14 protein-coding genes are annotated in these 16,491 nt (G+C 59.5%); 10 read left to right on the top strand and 4 right to left on the bottom strand.

Going from position 1 to position 16,491, the window contains the following annotated elements:
* Nucleotides 1–31: 31 nt before the first annotated feature.
* The 6 genes from BY454_RS02175 to BY454_RS02150 all read left to right on the top strand — a co-directional run bounded on the left by BY454_RS02175 (nucleotide 32) and on the right by BY454_RS02150 (nucleotide 8,795).
* Nucleotides 32–670 carry a TRAP transporter small permease subunit gene (locus tag BY454_RS02175; protein WP_104414979.1) on the top strand — a complete coding sequence of 213 codons (639 nt, stop codon included), beginning with the start codon at nucleotides 32–34 and terminating at the stop codon, nucleotides 668–670.
* A complete protein-coding gene (locus tag BY454_RS02170) occupies nucleotides 670–2,034 on the top strand; it encodes a TRAP transporter large permease (RefSeq protein WP_104414978.1) in 1,365 nt (454 codons plus the stop codon). Before BY454_RS02175 ends, BY454_RS02170 begins: the two co-directional genes overlap by 1 nt.
* A 13-nt stretch (nucleotides 2,035–2,047) precedes the next feature.
* Nucleotides 2,048–2,827 carry a 3-hydroxybutyrate dehydrogenase gene (locus tag BY454_RS02165; RefSeq protein ID WP_104414977.1) on the top strand — a complete coding sequence of 260 codons (780 nt, stop codon included), beginning with the start codon at nucleotides 2,048–2,050 and terminating at the stop codon, nucleotides 2,825–2,827.
* 16 nt (nucleotides 2,828–2,843) lie between these two features.
* A complete protein-coding gene (locus tag BY454_RS02160) occupies nucleotides 2,844–4,832 on the top strand; it encodes an acetoacetate--CoA ligase (protein ID WP_104414976.1) in 1,989 nt (662 codons plus the stop codon).
* 314 nt (nucleotides 4,833–5,146) lie between these two features.
* Nucleotides 5,147–7,387 carry an NADP-dependent isocitrate dehydrogenase gene (locus BY454_RS02155; protein ID WP_104414975.1) on the top strand — a complete coding sequence of 747 codons (2,241 nt, stop codon included), beginning with the start codon at nucleotides 5,147–5,149 and terminating at the stop codon, nucleotides 7,385–7,387.
* A 280-nt stretch (nucleotides 7,388–7,667) separates the two neighbouring features.
* Nucleotides 7,668–8,795: a sensor domain-containing diguanylate cyclase gene (locus BY454_RS02150; RefSeq protein ID WP_258075527.1), complete on the top strand. Its 1,128-nt coding sequence runs from the start codon at nucleotides 7,668–7,670 to the stop codon at nucleotides 8,793–8,795.
* A gap of 18 nt (nucleotides 8,796–8,813) precedes the next feature.
* Here BY454_RS02150 and BY454_RS02145 read toward each other — a convergent pair whose 3' ends face one another.
* Both BY454_RS02145 and BY454_RS02140 read right to left on the bottom strand, forming a co-directional pair.
* The gene (locus BY454_RS02145; protein ID WP_104414973.1) at nucleotides 8,814–9,086 is read right to left on the bottom strand and encodes a hypothetical protein; all 273 of its coding nucleotides are present in this window, start codon (nucleotides 9,084–9,086) and stop codon (nucleotides 8,814–8,816) included.
* Nucleotides 9,087–9,515: 429 nt separating this feature from the next.
* Nucleotides 9,516–10,028 (bottom strand): 3'-5' exonuclease, encoded by a 513-nt coding sequence (locus tag BY454_RS02140; RefSeq protein ID WP_104414972.1) that lies wholly within the window; start codon nucleotides 10,026–10,028, stop codon nucleotides 9,516–9,518.
* 139 nt (nucleotides 10,029–10,167) lie between these two features.
* Between BY454_RS02140 and queC the strand changes: the two genes are divergently transcribed.
* Together queC and queE are read left to right on the top strand one after the other, a co-directional pair.
* Nucleotides 10,168–10,833 (top strand): 7-cyano-7-deazaguanine synthase QueC, encoded by a 666-nt coding sequence (gene queC / locus BY454_RS02135; protein WP_104414971.1) that lies wholly within the window; start codon nucleotides 10,168–10,170, stop codon nucleotides 10,831–10,833.
* Nucleotides 10,833–11,489, top strand: a complete 657-nt coding sequence (gene queE / locus BY454_RS02130) for a 7-carboxy-7-deazaguanine synthase (RefSeq protein ID WP_104414970.1) — start codon at nucleotides 10,833–10,835, stop codon at nucleotides 11,487–11,489. Before queC ends, queE begins: the two co-directional genes overlap by 1 nt.
* A gap of 4 nt (nucleotides 11,490–11,493) precedes the next feature.
* On the opposite strand, the gene BY454_RS02125 is transcribed toward queE, so the two are convergent.
* Both BY454_RS02125 and BY454_RS02120 read right to left on the bottom strand, forming a co-directional pair.
* The gene (locus BY454_RS02125; protein WP_146082677.1) at nucleotides 11,494–13,188 is read right to left on the bottom strand and encodes an ExeM/NucH family extracellular endonuclease; all 1,695 of its coding nucleotides are present in this window, start codon (nucleotides 13,186–13,188) and stop codon (nucleotides 11,494–11,496) included.
* A 66-nt stretch (nucleotides 13,189–13,254) separates the two neighbouring features.
* Complete coding sequence (locus tag BY454_RS02120; protein WP_104414968.1) at nucleotides 13,255–14,154, bottom strand: WYL domain-containing protein; 900 nt, start codon at nucleotides 14,152–14,154, stop codon at nucleotides 13,255–13,257.
* Nucleotides 14,155–14,409: 255 nt separating this feature from the next.
* Between BY454_RS02120 and BY454_RS02115 the strand changes: the two genes are divergently transcribed.
* Both BY454_RS02115 and BY454_RS02110 read left to right on the top strand, forming a co-directional pair.
* Nucleotides 14,410–15,693: an MFS transporter gene (locus BY454_RS02115; RefSeq protein ID WP_104414967.1), complete on the top strand. Its 1,284-nt coding sequence runs from the start codon at nucleotides 14,410–14,412 to the stop codon at nucleotides 15,691–15,693.
* Between the two features lie 147 nt (nucleotides 15,694–15,840).
* Nucleotides 15,841–16,266, top strand: a complete 426-nt coding sequence (locus BY454_RS02110) for a MarR family transcriptional regulator (RefSeq protein ID WP_104414966.1) — start codon at nucleotides 15,841–15,843, stop codon at nucleotides 16,264–16,266.
* Nucleotides 16,267–16,491: the final 225 nt, after the last annotated feature.

The following is a 16,491-nucleotide window of genomic DNA, read 5'->3' as shown; positions in this document are numbered from 1 at the left end:
ACCAATAGTTTTCCCAGCGGGGTATCCTCCCATGACGGTGCCTGACCAAGACTCACGGCAGACAGAACGTGCGTCGGTGAGCGACGCGGGCGAATTCCTTCATCACCACACCGAGCTTCCAACCACTCGTCCGAGCCAATGGCTGGACACCGGCCTGAGCTGGATTGGCAAGGCTGCATCCTGGCTCTGGCTTGTTGTCACCGGGGTGATTATCTGGGCAGTGGTAAGTCGCTATTTATTCGAAGAAGGCTCGGTCCTTCTGGAGGAAGTTCAGTGGCACCTGGCCGGCATTGGCTGGTTGCTTGGGCTTGCCTACACCCTGGTGGTTGACGACCACGTTCGGGTCGATGTCATCCATGAGCGCCTGTCGCTCAGGGCGCAGGGGTGGATCGAACTTTTCGGGCTGGTGTTTTTGCTACTGCCCTTTCTCATGCTTTCAATCAATGAAATGGTGCCTTATGCCATCAACTCCTGGTCCGTGGATGAAACCAGTCAGGCTCCCGCCGGCCTGCCCAATCGATGGGTACTCAAGTTCATCATTGCGCTTGCGTTTGCATTGATCGTGGTGGCCGCAGTTTCACGACTCCTGAAAGTTACGGCGTTGTTGTTTGGTTTTCCCCGGCCGATTGCCGTCACATCCGATAATAATAACCGGGAGGAGCCATCCTGATGGAGCTTGAAACTCTGTTTGTAATTGGCATGTTCCTGACTTTCGGGGCCTTGTTGATGACCGGTTACCCGGTCGCCTGGGTGCTCGGTGGAACCGCCGTTATCTGGACGCTGATCGGCACTGTGGCGGTCGAAAATTTCGGCGCCAACCTCTGGTTCGACTATGCCTCGTCCATGGGGCTTGTGCCAGAGCGGATCTGGGGCATTGTCGGCAGTGAGACGCTGGTCGCTCTGCCCATGTTCATCTTCATGGGCATCATGCTGGATCAGTCCGGCGTTGCCGAGCGCTTGATGAACTCCATGGTGAAGCTATTTGGCAACGTTCGGGGCGGTTTTGCTGTCACCGTTATTGTGATTGGTGTGCTGCTGGCGGCAACCACCGGCATCATCGGGGCCTCGGTGGTTCTTCTGGGCATGTTGTCGCTGCCTGTGATGATGGAGAACAAGTACGACAAAGGTTTTGCCGTGGGTACCGCTTGCGCCACCGGCACCCTGGGGATCCTGATTCCGCCATCCATCATGCTGGTACTGATGGCCGACCGGCTGGCGGTACCGGAAGCCTCCGTGGGTGACCTGTTCATGGGGGCGTTCCTGCCCGGCCTATTGTTGGGGGTCATGTACGTAGGTTATGCCATGATTCGACCACTGCTTCAGCCGAAGGTGGCTCCGGTTCCGGATGGCCTCGAGAAAGTCAGTTGGGCTGTCGTATGGGAAGTCGCCAAGGCGGTACTCCCCACCGCCGCTCTGATTCTTGGAGTCCTGGGTTCGATATTTGCCGGGATAGCCACGCCCACGGAAGCGTCTGGCGTTGGTGCCCTTGGTGCACTTGTTCTGGCGCTTGCCGCGCGTCGCCTTAATTTAAAGGTGCTCAACGATTCCATGCAGCAGACCACCCGAACTGCAGCCTTCATTTTTGCTATCTTCCTGGGTGCCACGGCTTTCTCGGTGGTACTCCGGGGACTCGGCGGTGACCGGGTTATCGAGGAAGCACTGCTGGGGCTGCCCTTTGGCCCTTACGGTGTGGTTCTCACCATCCTGTTTGCGGTGTTCCTGCTGGGATTTTTCCTGGACTGGGTGGAAATCACCCTGATCATACTGCCCTTGGTGGCGCCCGTGGTTCAGCACCTGGGCTTTGACCTGGTGTGGTTCACCATCCTCTTTGCGATGTGTTTGCAAACGTCCTTCCTGACACCGCCGGTGGGTTTTGCCCTGTTCTACATCAAGGGCGTGGCGCCGCCGGAGATCAAGGTGACGGATATCTACAAGGGCGTCGTTCCTTTCATCATTATTCAGCTGGTGGCCCTGGCGATCGTGTTCCTGGTTCCGCAGATCGCGACCTGGTTGCCCAGCGTGGCTTACAACTAAGGAGATAAAAACAATGCGTCTGGAAAACAGGATTGCGCTGATTACCGGCGCCGGCCGCGGCATTGGCCGGGCCATCGCCGAACACTATGGCCGGGAAGGCGCCCGGGTGGCCGTGGCGGACCTCACCCTTGAAAGTGCCCAAGAGACGGTTGATGCTATTGAAAAGGCGGGCGGTACCGCGATGGCCCTGGCCATGGACGTTACCGATGAGCAGGCGGTGGACGATGGGGTGAATGCCATTGTCGAGCAATGGGGCGGGCTGGACATTGCCCTGGCCAACGCGGGCATCCAGCACATCGACCCGCTGGACAAGCTGGCCTTTGACGACTGGCGCAAGGTAATGAACGTGCACCTGGACGGGGCCTTCCTCGTGACCCGTGCCGCGCTTCGGCAGATGTACGCCGGCAACGGCGGCACCATGCTCTACATGGGCTCGGTGCACTCGGTGGAAGCCTCGCCCCTGAAGGCGCCCTACGTGGCCGCCAAACACGGCATGCTGGGCCTGTGCCGGGCCGTGGCGAAGGAGGGAGCCGAGCACGGAGTGCGCAGTAACATCATCTGCCCTGGCTTTGTCCGTACTCCCCTGGTGGACAAACAGATTCCGGAACAGGCTAAAGAGCTGGGCATCTCCGAAGAGGAAGTGATCAGCAAGGTGATGCTGAAAAACACCGTGGACGGTCAGTTCACTACCGTGGAAGACGTTTCGGAGCTGGCCGTGCACCTGGCCGCCTTCCCGTCCGCCGCCCTGACCGGCCAGTCCATTGTGGTCAGTCATGGCTGGCATATGCAGTAACGACCTGGAGAGACGGATGAGCACAACAGAACGATCCCCCGTGGTCTGGACGCCAACCGAACAGACCATCCAAGAGTCGCGCATGGGCCGATTCAAGGCCTGGCTGGAACAAAAGGGCTTCGGGCCGTTTGACGATTACCACGCCCTGCACCAGTGGTCCATTACCGAGTTGGAGACCTTCTGGCAGAGCGTCTGGGACTATTCTGGCCTGGTTTGTGACACCCCGGCCGAAAGCGTGCTGGGCAAGCGGGAAATGCCCGGTGCCGAGTGGTTCCCGGGCATGAAGCTGAATTTCGCCGCCAACCTGCTGCGCCATGCCGAGGGCGAGCAGACGGATCGGGAAGCCGTCGTGGCCTACTGTGAAACCCGCCCGGTGTTGCGCAAGACCTACGCCGAACTCAAGGCCGATACCGGTGCCCTGGAAGCCTTCCTGCGCCAGCAGGGGGTTCAGCAGGGAGACCGGGTGGCCGGTGTGGTCACCAATGGTTATGAGGCGTTGGTGGGTATGCTGGCGGCAACCAGCATGGGTGCCGTCTGGAGTTCAGCATCCCCGGATTTTGGCATTGGTGCCATCCATGACCGGTTTGGTCAGATCGAACCGACCGCCCTGGTGGTGGTGAACGGCTATGGTTACGGCGGCAAGACCTTTGCCCGGCAGCAGGAGTTTGCCGAGCTGGTGGCCAAGCTGCCCACCCTGAAAACTGTGGTCAGCATCCCGCAATTGCCGGAGCAACCCCCGGTGGAAGGTGACCTCGTCACGCCCTGGGACGATGCCCTAGCCGCCGGAGCCGGCCAGCCACCTTCCTTTACCCCGGTGGGCCCGGATCATCCGGTCTACATCCTGTACTCCTCCGGTACCACTGGCAAACCCAAGTGTATTGTGCATGGCACAGCGGGGCTGCTGGTTAACCACGCCAAGGAATTGATGTTGCACGGCGATGTGAGCCCGGAAGACCGGTTCCTCTATTTCACCACCTGCGGCTGGATGATGTGGAACTGGCAGGCCTCGGTGCTGATGACTGGCGCCTCGGTCATCACCGTGGATGGCTCGCCGGGCTACCCGGACCTCAATTTCCTGTGGGATACGGTGGCGGCCGAGCGGGTTACCCACTTTGGCACCAGTGCCCGGTTTATCGCCGGTTGTCGCAAGGCGGAGTTGCGCCCGGCCAGGAGTCTGGATCAGAGCCACTTGCGCACCCTCTTCTCCACGGGTTCACCGTTGCTGCCGGAAGACTACGACTGGGTTTACAGCGATGGCGCGCCCGATGCACTGTTGGGCTCCATTGCCGGCGGTACCGATATCTGTGGCTGTTTTGTGGGCAGCACACCGCTGTTGCCGGTGCGCCGGGGCGAGATCCAGTGCCGTTTCCTGGGCGTGGATGTCATGGCCTACAGCGAAGACGGCCAGCCGATGACCGAGGGCCGGGGCGAACTGGTTTGTCGCCAGCCGCTGCCGTCCATGCCCGTGCGATTCTGGAACGATCCCGAAGGCGAACGCTACCGGGACGCCTACTTCAGCACCTTCCCGGGCGTCTGGGCCCATGGCGACTTCATTGAATTCACCGAACACGGCGGGGCTATTATCCACGGTCGATCCGATGCCACCCTGAACCCCGGCGGCGTGCGAATCGGCACCGCCGAAATCTACCGTCAGGTGGAAACCGTGGCGGAAGTGAAGGACAGCCTGGTGGTGGGCCGGCAGATCGACGGCGATGTGGAAGTGATGTTGCTGGTGGTGCCCGCCGACGGGCAGCATTTGACGGACGACCTGGCCAGGCAACTGCGAGGCCGCATCCGCGAAGGCGCCAGCCCGCGTCATGTGCCCAAGCACATCATTGAAGTGCCGGACATTCCGTACACCCGCAGTGGCAAGAAGGTGGAGCTGGCGGTGGCGCGCCTGGTGAATGGCTCAAGCAAAGCGGACAACCGCGATGCCCTGGGCAACCCCGAAGCGCTGGACCGGATTCGTGAGCAACTCACCGAGGCCGGATTGCTGCCGGAATAAGCCGCAAAAGTTTAGGAATGCATGGAAAAATGGCGGGATTGTCTACAACTTGTCCGTAGGCTCCCGCCATAATTCGTTACCGACCTAAATGAAAGAAAGTTTCGTAAATTTCCCCCGTTTAACCGTCCTGTAACCGGAAATCAGGCAGTTTAGTCCGTTCTTATACTAAGATCTTAACCAAAACGTACTAAAAAATGGTATCTTAGTAGAACTATCAAAAGTTTCGAATTCAGTCATGGTTCAGGCCCAGCGCCCACAAGGCGGAAGGTCTGGCGATGACCGTCCCGAATCCACCCTTTAGCCTGAGGACGAAAATGACAGACTCCAAAGCCAAAATTGTCTACACACTGACGGACGAGGCGCCTGCCCTCGCAACCCGCTCCCTGCTTCCTATCCTGGAAACCTTCGCCAAGCCAGCCGGCATCGATTTTGAAACCAGCGATATTTCCCTGGCGGCGCGAATTCTGGCTACTTTCCCGGACTACCTGGAAGAAGACCAGCGGGTTCCGGATGCGCTGGCACAACTGGGTGAGTTCACCAAAGACCCGAACGCCAACATCATCAAGCTGCCGAACATCAGTGCGTCTGTCCCTCAGTTGAACGCCGCGATCAAGGAACTGAATGCCCAGGGCTACAAGGTGCCCGAGTACACCGAGGAGCCGAAGACCGACGAAGAGAAAGACGTCAAGGCCCGTTACGCCAAGGTACTGGGCAGTGCCGTAAACCCGGTTCTGCGTGAAGGCAACTCCGACCGTCGTGCCCCGGCTGCGGTAAAAGCCTTTGCCCGCAAGCACCCGCACTCAATGGGTGAGTGGAGCGCCGACTCCAAGACCCACGTGGCGCACATGGAAGACGGCGACTTCTACTCCGCCGAGCAGTCCGTGACCCTGGAAAACGACACTACCGCGCAGATCGTTTTCGAAAACGCCAAGGGCGAGAAGACCATCCTGAAATCCGAGCTGCCGCTGATGGCCGGCGAAGTGCTGGACAGCACCTTCATGAGCAAGAAAGCCCTGCTCAAGTTCTTCGATGAGCAGATCGAAGACTGCAAGAAGAACGACATCATGTTCTCCCTGCACCTGAAGGCCACCATGATGAAGGTGTCTGATCCGGTGATCTTCGGTTACGCGGTGAAGAGCTTCTACAAGGAGCTGTTCGAGAAGTACGGTGACCTGTTCGAAGAGCTGGGCGTGACTGCCAACAATGGTGTCTCTTCCGTGGAAGAGAAAATCCAGCAGCTGCCGGAAGACAAGCAGAACGAAATCAAGCAGGACCTGGCGCAGATCTACAAGGATCGTCCGGAAATCGCCATGGTGGATTCCGACAACGGCATCACCAACCTGCACGTACCGAGCGACGTGATCGTCGACGCCTCCATGCCGGCCATGATCCGCAGCTCCGGCAAGATGTGGGACAGCGACGGCGGCATGCGCGACACCAAGGCCGTTCTGCCGGACCGTTCCTACGCCACCATCTATCAGGAAACCATCGACTTCTGTAAGAAGCACGGTGCGTTCGATCCGACCACCATGGGCACCGTACCGAACGTGGGTCTGATGGCGCAGAAAGCCGAAGAATACGGTTCCCACGACAAGACTTTCATCCTGAAAGAAGCCGGTACCGTGCGTGTCATCGCTGACGACAAGGTACTGATGGAGCACCAGGTTGAGGAAGGCGACATCTGGCGCGCGTGCCAGACCAAAGACATCCCGATCCGCGACTGGGTGAAGCTGGCGGTGAACCGTTCCCGTGCCAGCGGCATGCCGGCCATCTTCTGGCTGGACAGCAAGCGTGCCCACGACGCCGAGCTGATCAAGAAAGTCGAAGCGTATCTCAAAGAGCACGACACCGACGGTCTGGACATCCGGATCATGGCGCCGGTCGAGGCGATCAACTTCACCATGGAGCGCATGATCCGTGGCGAAGACACCATCTCCGTGACCGGCAACGTGCTGCGTGACTACCTGACCGACCTGTTCCCGATCCTGGAGTTGGGCACCAGTGCCAAGATGCTGTCCATCGTACCGCTGCTGAACGGTGGTGGCCTGTACGAGACCGGTGCCGGTGGTTCCGCGCCCAAGCACGTGCAGCAGCTGGTGAAAGAAAACCACCTTCGCTGGGATTCGTTGGGTGAATTCCTGGCCGTGGCCGTGTCCCTGGAAGAGTTGGGCGAGAAGCACGACAACGCCCGTGCCCGTCTGCTGGGTCAGACCCTGGACACCGCTGTTGGCCAGCTGCTGGAGAACAACGAGTCTCCGTCCCGTAAGGCCGGTGAGCTGGATAACCGCGGCTCCCACTTCCACCTGGCCTGTCACTGGGCGGCCGCACTGGCCGAGCAGAACGACGACCAGGACCTGAAGGCGTTCGCGGCGAAGTTCTCCGAGAAGCTGGAAGCGGACAAGGACAAGATCCTGGAAGAACTGACCGTGATCCAGGGCAAGCCCGCCGACATCGGTGGCTACTACCACGCACCGGCCGACAAGGTCTGTGCCGTGATGCAGCCGAGTGAGACTCTGAACAAGATTCTCACCGAGTTTGCCGAAGCCGCCAAGTAATCGGCTGAAACCAAGGACACGCGTTCGTCGGGCTAACCGCCGGACGCGATTCCTGACAACCCGGAATGCCGGCAACGGCAACCGGGTTTTTTTATGCCGGGTTGGGTGGCCTAAAACCCTCGACTGGCGGCCAGGAAATGGCTACCTTCAACAGTGACTCCTGTCAGATAAACAAACGGAAGGAATGATGGAATCAAATCGACCAGAGGATATTCGGTCGAATCAGCCAGCCCACCTGGGTCGATGCCGACATCCACTGGCAAGAGCCTTATGGACGGTATTGATCTACCTCGTCGTTGGTCTGCTATGGATCACTTTTTCAGACCGCGTGGCGGAAATGCTTTTCCGGGATCCCGTGATGCTGTCCCAGGTTCAGACCTGGAAAGGCTTTTTCTTTGTCCTGGTGACTGGCGGCATCCTGTTCCTGGTGCTTTATCGGCAATTGCACAAAGATCGTTTTCTTCTCAACCTTCAACACAGTCAACGGCGGGCGCTGCGTCAGCGAGAGCAACAGCTGACCGTGCTCCTGAACAATCTGCCGGGGATGGCCTATCGCTGCCTGTTCGATGATTACTGGACAATGTTGTTCGTCTCCGAGGGGAGCGAATGGCTGACGGGCTACAAACCCGAGGAACTAGTCAATAACCGGGTTCGGGCGTATGCCGAATTGATTGATCCAGAGGATGCTGAAAGGGTAGCTCAGCAGGTGGCTGAGGCCGTAGAGGCGGGGCATGCGTTTTCCGTGGAGTACACCATCACCCGCAAAGATGGTCGAAAAATATGGGTCTGGGAGCGGGGCTGCAGTGTGGATGTGGCCGGTGGCAGGACCGTTCTGGAGGGCATTATCCTGGATATCTCGGATCGCAGGGCACTGGAGCAGGAGCTTGAGGAGCTGGCCACGACTGACCCCTTAACCGGACTGTTGAATCGTCGGGAGTTCGGACGTGTTCTGGAGGAAGAGTTGGCGCGCTCTGCCCGGTATAAACACACCATGGCCCTGCTCTGGATCGACTTTGATCATTTCAAGGAAGTGAATGACACCTGGGGTCATGCTGCCGGTGACAAGGTACTTTGCACCATCAGCCGCCTGCTGGAGGACAATGTCCGCAGTGTGGATTCGGTGGCCCGGTTTGGCGGTGAAGAACTGGTGATTGTGCTACCGGAAATGGGGGCCCAGGAGGCCTGGGAAACCGCGGAGCGCCTTTGTTCCCGGGCGCGGGAGGCATCCATCATGCTGGAGTCTGATCATGAGGTGACGGTCACTATCAGTGTGGGGGTGGCGGTGTATCCGCAGCATGGTCAAACCTCGGCGGAGCTCTGTGCCTCGGCTGACAGAGCCATGTATCGGGCGAAAACCCTGGGCCGGAACCGCGTGGCGACCCCGGAAAGTGCCGAGCCGGTTGCGTGACCGGCCCGGCGATTCTGCTCAGGCCACCTGGCGGGCAATCCAGGAGCCGTAACGATTGGCCAGCGCACGCACATAGCGGGCTTCGGCGCCGCTCAGGTTGGCCAGCACGCCGTTGAAAATCCAGCCCCTTTCATAAACACCCAATACCCGCTGCTCGTCGTCCAGATTGACGCGCTGGTTGAGCTTCTTGCTGATGGCATCCAGCAGCGGCAGTTTCTCCGGGCGCTTGATGGGGGCATCCCGGTGGCTCATTGGCTGGTTGGCTGCACGTGATGTCGGATGTCTTCTCATGATCTTCTCCTTGTCGTTTTGCGACTGCAAAAACAGAAAACCCCGGGAAAACCGGGGTCTGGCGGAGAAGCTGCCCCGGTCGCCGCAACGGCTCCCGGGACTGACCGAAAGCCGTTAGATGTCTTTCACCATGGCGTGCGAAGAGTGTCCCTTCAGGGAGACTGCGTCTGGGTAAATAGTCACTGTGATCATCATTTGGCTCATAACGGCTTTTGGGTGTTCGGTTAAGGCTCCAGTGTATAGGCAAACGCCGGGTTTGCAATAGCCCTGCGGCTTCGGCAAACGCGTACAGACCCTCTGCAGTGCCGGAGGCATAATTCGCGCCGTCACGTGTTTTACGTTGTGCTATCCGCGGTGCCTCCGGGCAACGTCAGGATCTCTCCTTTTAACGCAGCTTCCGGGCTGCGTTTTTTTATGCCTGGTGCTTTTTCAAGGCAGGGATGGTTCTTCGGAGCAGGTCACACGCTGCCAGGTCTTGTGGAGAATCAGGGCGTCGTTGGCCGCCCGGTGTACCGGCAGGCCGAGTTCGCTGATCACTTGCTGTCGGACACCTGCCCATCGTTGCACTTGCTTGGGTGCCAGTAAGACGGAGATGGATTCGAGGGCGAAGTCCGGTTTTTCGCCGGCGGCACGAAACAGCCGATGGAGCCAGAAACTGTCGAACGTCCAGGCATCACAGAATACCTGGGCTGGCAGTAACTCGTTGAGCTGACGGGCCACATGCTGGGGAGAGACGCCCTCCTGATCCAGCTGCTGCCGGGTAAGGCCGTGGATGTTTTCGGCGCTATCCGACCAGTCGGTCCAGCGGGTATGGGGACGAATCAGCCAGCTGTGAAGGGCACCATCCGGCAGGCAGAGGCCTACCTCGATCGGATAGCTTTCGATCAGGTTCAGGCTGGAGGCTTCAAAGTCGATAAATGCCGGGCTGATGTTAGAAGTCATTGCGCGCCATTGCTGGTTTTGCTGCGTTTTGGTTCGAGTTTACCCCTGATCTGTCCAGGACGCGAACCCAAGTCGCGGCTGCACTGTTACAATGTGACCATTATTGCAAACTCTTTTCCCTGAATTGGGTGCTATCTCCATGGCTGACACCGTTGTTGTTATTTATTCCGGAGGCATGGACTCCTTTACCCTGCTTCACCTCGCCCGCGCCCGTGGCCTGAACGTGCATGCCCTGTCGTTCAATTATGGCCAGCGCCATGTGCGTGAGCTGGAGGCGGCAAAAGCTGTGTGCGAGGCCGGGCGCATTCCCCATAAGGTGATTGATATTCGCGCGATGAGCGAAGTCATGTCCGGTTCCTCACTGACCTCCGACATTGACGTGCCAGAGGGTCATTATGAGGAAGACAGCATGAAAGCCACGGTGGTGCCGAACCGGAACATGATCCTGTTGTCCCTGGCCACCGGCTATGCCGTTACCGTTGGCGCACAGGCGGTCTGGTATGGCGCTCATGGTGGCGACCATGCCATCTACCCGGATTGCCGTCCGGAATTTGTCGAGAAGATGGATGCGGTGTGCCGTGTGGCCAATTACGAGCCAGTGGGCGTTGAAGCCCCGTTCATGCATCTGGATAAGGGTGAGATCCTGGGCGAAGGGTTGAAGCTGAACCTGGATTACAGTCAGACCTGGACCTGCTACAACGGGCGGGCGAAAGCCTGTGGCCGCTGCGGTTCCTGTGTCGAACGCCTGGAAGCCTTTGCCGCCCACGGTATCCAAGACCCGCTGGCTTACGAGGTGCCGGCCTGATGTATCGGGTAAAAGAGGCCTTTTACACCCTGCAGGGTGAAGGTGCCCAGGCTGGCCGTGCCGCTGTGTTCTGTCGGTTCAGCAAGTGCAACCTGTGGACCGGTCGCGAAAAAGACCGGGCCAGCGCGGTCTGCAATTTTTGCGACACGGATTTTGTGGGCACCGATGGCCAGAACGGTGGGCGTTTTGACACGCCCGAACAGTTGGCGGAGCATATTCGCAAGCTCTGGCCGGACGCACCGGGCAACCCCTATGTGGTGTGCACCGGCGGTGAGCCGCTGCTGCAATTGGACGAACCGTTGATCAAGGCGTTTCAACAGGCCGGTTTCGAGGTGGGGGTGGAAACCAATGGCACCCTGCCCGCACCAGCCGGTATCGACTGGTTGTGTGTCAGTCCGAAAGCCGATGCGCCGGTGGTGATCACCGAGTGCGATGAACTGAAGCTGGTCTATCCCCAGCCGCTGGCTCCTCCAGAGCGTTTCGAGCATATCCACGCCCGGCATTACTTCCTGTCGCCCATGGCGGCCCCTTCGGTGCCGGAGCAAGGCGACGATCCGGTTCGCCAGAGCAATACCCGCAAGGCCACGGACTATTGCCTGGCCCATCCCCGCTGGCGTCTCACCCTGCAGATGCACAAGATCATCGGAATCGATTGATCCCTTACCGGCCCAGCCGAATGTCGGTGAACACCGGGTTGTGGTCCGAGCCCCGCCACGGGCCTTGTCCGCCTGGAAGTTCGGTGTACCCCAGTGCCCGGGGCTCGTCAGCATTGATGTTCCAGCTCCGGGCCCCGGTTACCCGATCGAGCAGCGTTTCAGAGCCCAGTAGATAATCCAGGGAGCCTTTACGGCCCTGGAAACGGTAGCTGTGATGGTTGCATTCCCCCGGGGTGCAGGGATGAAACCGGTGCACCAGGCTCTGGTAGCCGGCGGCTTCGAAACGCAGCAACGGGGCTTCCCGGGCATAGCTGTTCAGGTCCCCGGCAATCAGGGTGCCAGCCAGCTGCGGTTTTTTTGGCAGGGCTTTCAGCCAGCCCAGGGTGGACTGGGTTTCACGGAGGCGGCGCGGGTTATAACAGCCCTGACCATCGCCCTGGTCGGTATTGGCTCCATCGGCGTTCCGGCAGGATTTGGATTTCAGGTGGGCGACCACCACTCTCAAAACCTCGCTCTGACCAGGCAGTCGAAAGTCTTGGGCCAGGGGTGGTCGGCCCTGATGGGCATAAGGGCCGGATTGTAATCGCTGCCCTTTCCCTTCCGGCGTTACCCGGTCGCTTCGATAGAGCAGTGCGGTACGGATTCGGTCCTCGCCGTCGCCTCCCGGCGTGGCAATAAAACGCCATTGGAGGCCCAGTGACTGACTCAGCTCGGCAATGGCGCTGGCCTTGTCATAGCCGTCATTTTCCAGCTCCGAGACCGCAAGAATGTGCGGACTTATCCGCTGGACAGTGGCGGTCACCCGGGCTTTCTGGCTATGCCACTGGGCAAGGGTTTCCGCGCCCCTGGCTGTGGGAAAGCCAGCGCCCTGCCCATCACCGTTGAAGTAATTGTGCAGGTTCAGCGCCATGACCCTCACGGTGTTCGCTGCCGGTGGCGCTGGCGGCTTCGGGCGGGGGTTGCCGGTATGGAATTCCGGTGTCCGGGCGGGTTGTAAGCGCCATTGGTCGAACCGGTAGTCAAGGATGCCAAAGAGGCCGGTTACCGTATCGCCAGCCCGCAGTGTTTGTTGATAGCCCAATCCGTCTGGTGGCCAGGGAATTGGGTTGGGTCCGCGCACCGCCCGGCCATCGTCCAGTAGTACCCGGTTCCGGTGCTGGTCCCGGGTCCGGGCGAGTGCCTTGGGGCCTGGCGGCAGGTGTTCGGTGGGCGTTAGCTGATCGGTGGCGGCCAGGGTCAGCTCGCCGTAGCGTGCCAGGTTGTGGTTATCGATAACGGTCAGGGGCTCGGGAAAGCGCACCAGCATGTTTTCCAGTGCTTCCGGTGGCCGTGGCCAGGGTAAGGCGAGCTTGATTGGCTGGGGAAGTTCGCCCGCGCCGCAAACGGAGAGTTGTCGGATGTCCACCAGTTCGGTCAGCCCATGATATTCCTTGACCGTGCCGGTAACCCGCAGCTGCTGGCCCAGCTCGCCTTCGTGCTTTCGGGTGTAGATGAACAGGGCTTCGGACGTGGCGGGGTCGTTATCGGCTTCGGCGTCCGGCTGCTGCAGATAAAAGCCCCGGAAGCCATCGGGGCCACGGGCATCGTGAGTCAGCACACCCTCGACGGTGACGGTCTTGCCCACCAGAGAGGACTGCGCGCCGGTGCCCTGTACACGATGGATGGCGGTCGCGGGATCACCGCAATTGGCCCCTGCCATGGCAGGGGCCAGTGCGATAAGAATAAGGCAAAGACTGCGGGTAACGTTGTTCACCCGTAGAGTGTATCAAAGGCCGGCAAGTGCTTTGAGCGTTCTTTCCCGTTTGCTGCCAAAACCGACCTGATCCGGTTGCGCCAGTTCCACCTGTTGAACCAAGGGGTTGGGGTGGCTGTTGTCCAGGGTGATTCCCAACTGTGACAACACATAGGGCGTCAGGGCGGCCCGGCAGCGAACCTGCAGAAGACCGTTGTCCATGCCGAAGTCCCGGGCTATCACCTGCTGTTGGGCCTCGGTGAGGCGCTGGTCCGGGATGATGTCGAGGGTTACGTGGCGTTGCCAGTCTTCATCCTCTTCCGCGCTGTGTCGGGACTTCTGCTGGAGCACTTCCGGGGCAGTCTGGAAGCGGGTCAGCGCGAAATCGCGGAATTCACGGTTGGCCTGGCACCAGGCCCGGACATGCCAGTTGTTGCCGGTACAGAACACAGCGTGCGGCTCCAGCAGGCTTTCGCTGGCTTCAGGTCGGCTGAGCGAGACGTAGCTGGCCCTCAGCGGGCGCTTCTGGCGGGTGGCCATCACGACGTTGCGCATGGTTTCCGGCGCAATGTGGCGGGAGACGCTGGGTATCACCGTGTGGCCGGGCAGGCTCAGGTCGAGGTCCGTAAAGGTGTCGCTCAGATCCTGCTGGCGGCTCAGCAGTTCATGGTATTCCGCCACTTGGCCCTTGGTGACCACGGGTTGAAAATCAGGGGCCGGCACATAACCTTTCAGGTGTCGGTCATAGATCAGGTTGCCCGGAGCCAACTCCCGCAGGTAGGTGTTGATGTCCTTGGAGGCCTGCTGCCGGCCGATGCCAAAGCTGTGGCAGATGTGGTTGGTGGTCAGCCGACCTTCCCACAGGACGATGATCTCGATCAGTCTGTAACGAAGCAGCAGGTCCCAGCGAATGGGCCAGTCTGTCTTTTTCATGGCCAGGCGCTCATGTCCGGTGGATGGTGTGACGGCATGTACCGTTCGTGTTCACTTATTGATGTTACCTTATTCAATGTAAAACATTGTGAAATGCTCTGCCATGAACCATTTGGCATTTCGGCAAATCCGTAGTAGCAGGCTACTGGTGTGCCTGCTTAAATACCGCCCAACAAGTTGCCCTCCAGCGGCAACCCTGCCCCGTCCATTCTTCCCTATTCACAGTATTTTCAGTTACATGCTTCGGAGCCACCAATGACCCGAATGGTCGCGTCCCTGTCCGCCCTGATTTTCAGCATTGTGCTGCTGGTCAGCGGTAATGCGTTTTTGATGACCCTGCTGGGCATTCGCCTGAGCATCGAGCAGATTTCACCGGATGTCATCGGGTGGGTTTTGGTGTGTTACTCCATCGGCTTTGTGCTGGGCACCCTTTACGTCCAGAAAATCATTGGTCGGGTGGGGCATATTCGCGCCTTTGCCGTGTTTGCGGCCATGGCGGCGGTGGTTGCCCTGATGTATCCGATGGCGGTTTCTCCGCTGTTCTGGGGTGTGCTTCGCGTGCTGTCCGGCTTCAGCATTGCCGGGGTCCTGGTGGTGATTGAAAGCTGGTTCTCCAGCCGGGCCACCAGCGCCAACCGCGGCGCCCTGTTCGCGGTGTATCAGATCGTGTTTTACCTGTCCGCTGCCGGTGGGCAGTTGTTCGTCAACGTCGGTGACCCGGCCAATTTCCTGCCGTTTTCGCTGGCGGCGATTCTCCTGACCCTGGCCCTGGTGCCTCTCGCCCTGACTCGCATGGAAGCTCCCGTGATTGAGCAGGCTCATCGGATGTCAGTCTTCAAGCTGGCCCGGCAGTCGTTCTCCGGTATGGCGGGCGCACTGATCAGTGGCGTCATGATTGGCGGCTTTTACGCGCTTGGCCCGGTGTACGCCACTCTGGTGGGTCTGGATGTAACCCGAACGTCCACGTTCATGGCCAGTGCGATTGTGGCGGCCATGCTGCTGGCATGGCCCCTGGGTCGGGTATGTGACCGCTTTGATCGTCGTCGGGTGATGTTCTGGGTTTCATTGTTGGCCGCTTCCTCGGCTATCGGTGTGGCGGTTTTCGGGGCCACGCAGTTGGCCTTGCTGACGGTCCTGGTCGGCCTGTTTACCGGTCTTTCGGCAACGCTCTATCCCATCGCTGTCGCCATTACCAATGACCGGATGGACAGCAGCGGCATTGTCGCGGCCAGTGCCACCCTGTTGCTGAGCTATGGCATTGGCAGCGTGATTGGGCCGATTACCATGGCCGAGCTGATCAACTTGCTGGGACCGTCCGGGCTGTTCTATGGCAACGCCGGTTTCCTGCTGCTGCTGGCCGTGATTACCAGCTACCGCATCAGCCACACCGTAGATGTGCCGGTGGCGGAGCAGGAGCACTTCGTGCCGACCATGCCGGAGGCCTCTCCGGTGTTGACCGAAATCGATCCACGCAACGAGGAATTCCACCAGATCCACGAGGTGGAAAGGCCTGAAGAGGACATACGCCAGGCGGGATAGGCTCCTTCTGGCGAGTGTTTCCACTTACGCATCTGTTATTTTTTAACCGATTAGCATACTATTGGTGAATAACGGTAGAAGTATATTGATTGTTGGATTCCATGGCTGGCAGTGCTGCCAACCGGATGATGACCAGGAGTTGGAATCATGAGAGAGCAGTTTCCCTTTGCGGTGGCACGAGTAACCCGTCGCTGGCGCAAGATGCTGGATGAGCGTCTCAAGGACCTGGGCGTCACCCAGGCCCGCTGGAGCACCATGTTCTACTTGCGTGAGGGCGGCGAAGGCCGTACCCAGCGTGAGCTGGCCAACCTGATGGCGATCGAAAACCCCACACTGGTCAGGCTTTTGGACAGCCTCGAACAGCAGGGGCTGATTGAACGTCGCCCTTGCCCGAACGATCGTCGGGCTCGCCGCCTCTACCTGACCAAGGCCGGTGCCGACTTCATGGACGAGTTGACCAGTCGCGCTGCCACGTTGCGTGAAGAGATGCTGGACGGCGTCTCTGATAAAGAAATCGAATGCGCGCTGAATGTCTTCAACAAGATCATGGAAAACGCGGAGAAACAGTCTTAGAGTGTTTTCGGGCATGGGCGGAGTGACTTGAGATCACTGCACCAATCGCTTAGTATGCCCGCTCCTTCGGGGGAGTAGCCTTCGCGCTGAGTGAAGCTCAGGCGAATGGTAGTCAACATACTTGGAGCTCAATCTCCATGGCTACCATGTTCCACACCGCACGGTGGGAATTGGCAAGACCCGGGGCAGACCACCTCCATAGGGCGGAAGGTGGGCTGTCCCGTG

Origin of the sequence: Marinobacter persicus (assembly GCF_002934325.1) — a bacterium.
GTDB classification, from domain to species: Bacteria; Pseudomonadota; Gammaproteobacteria; order Pseudomonadales; family Oleiphilaceae; genus Marinobacter; species Marinobacter persicus_A.
This window is presented reverse-complemented; position numbering and strand designations above follow the sequence as displayed.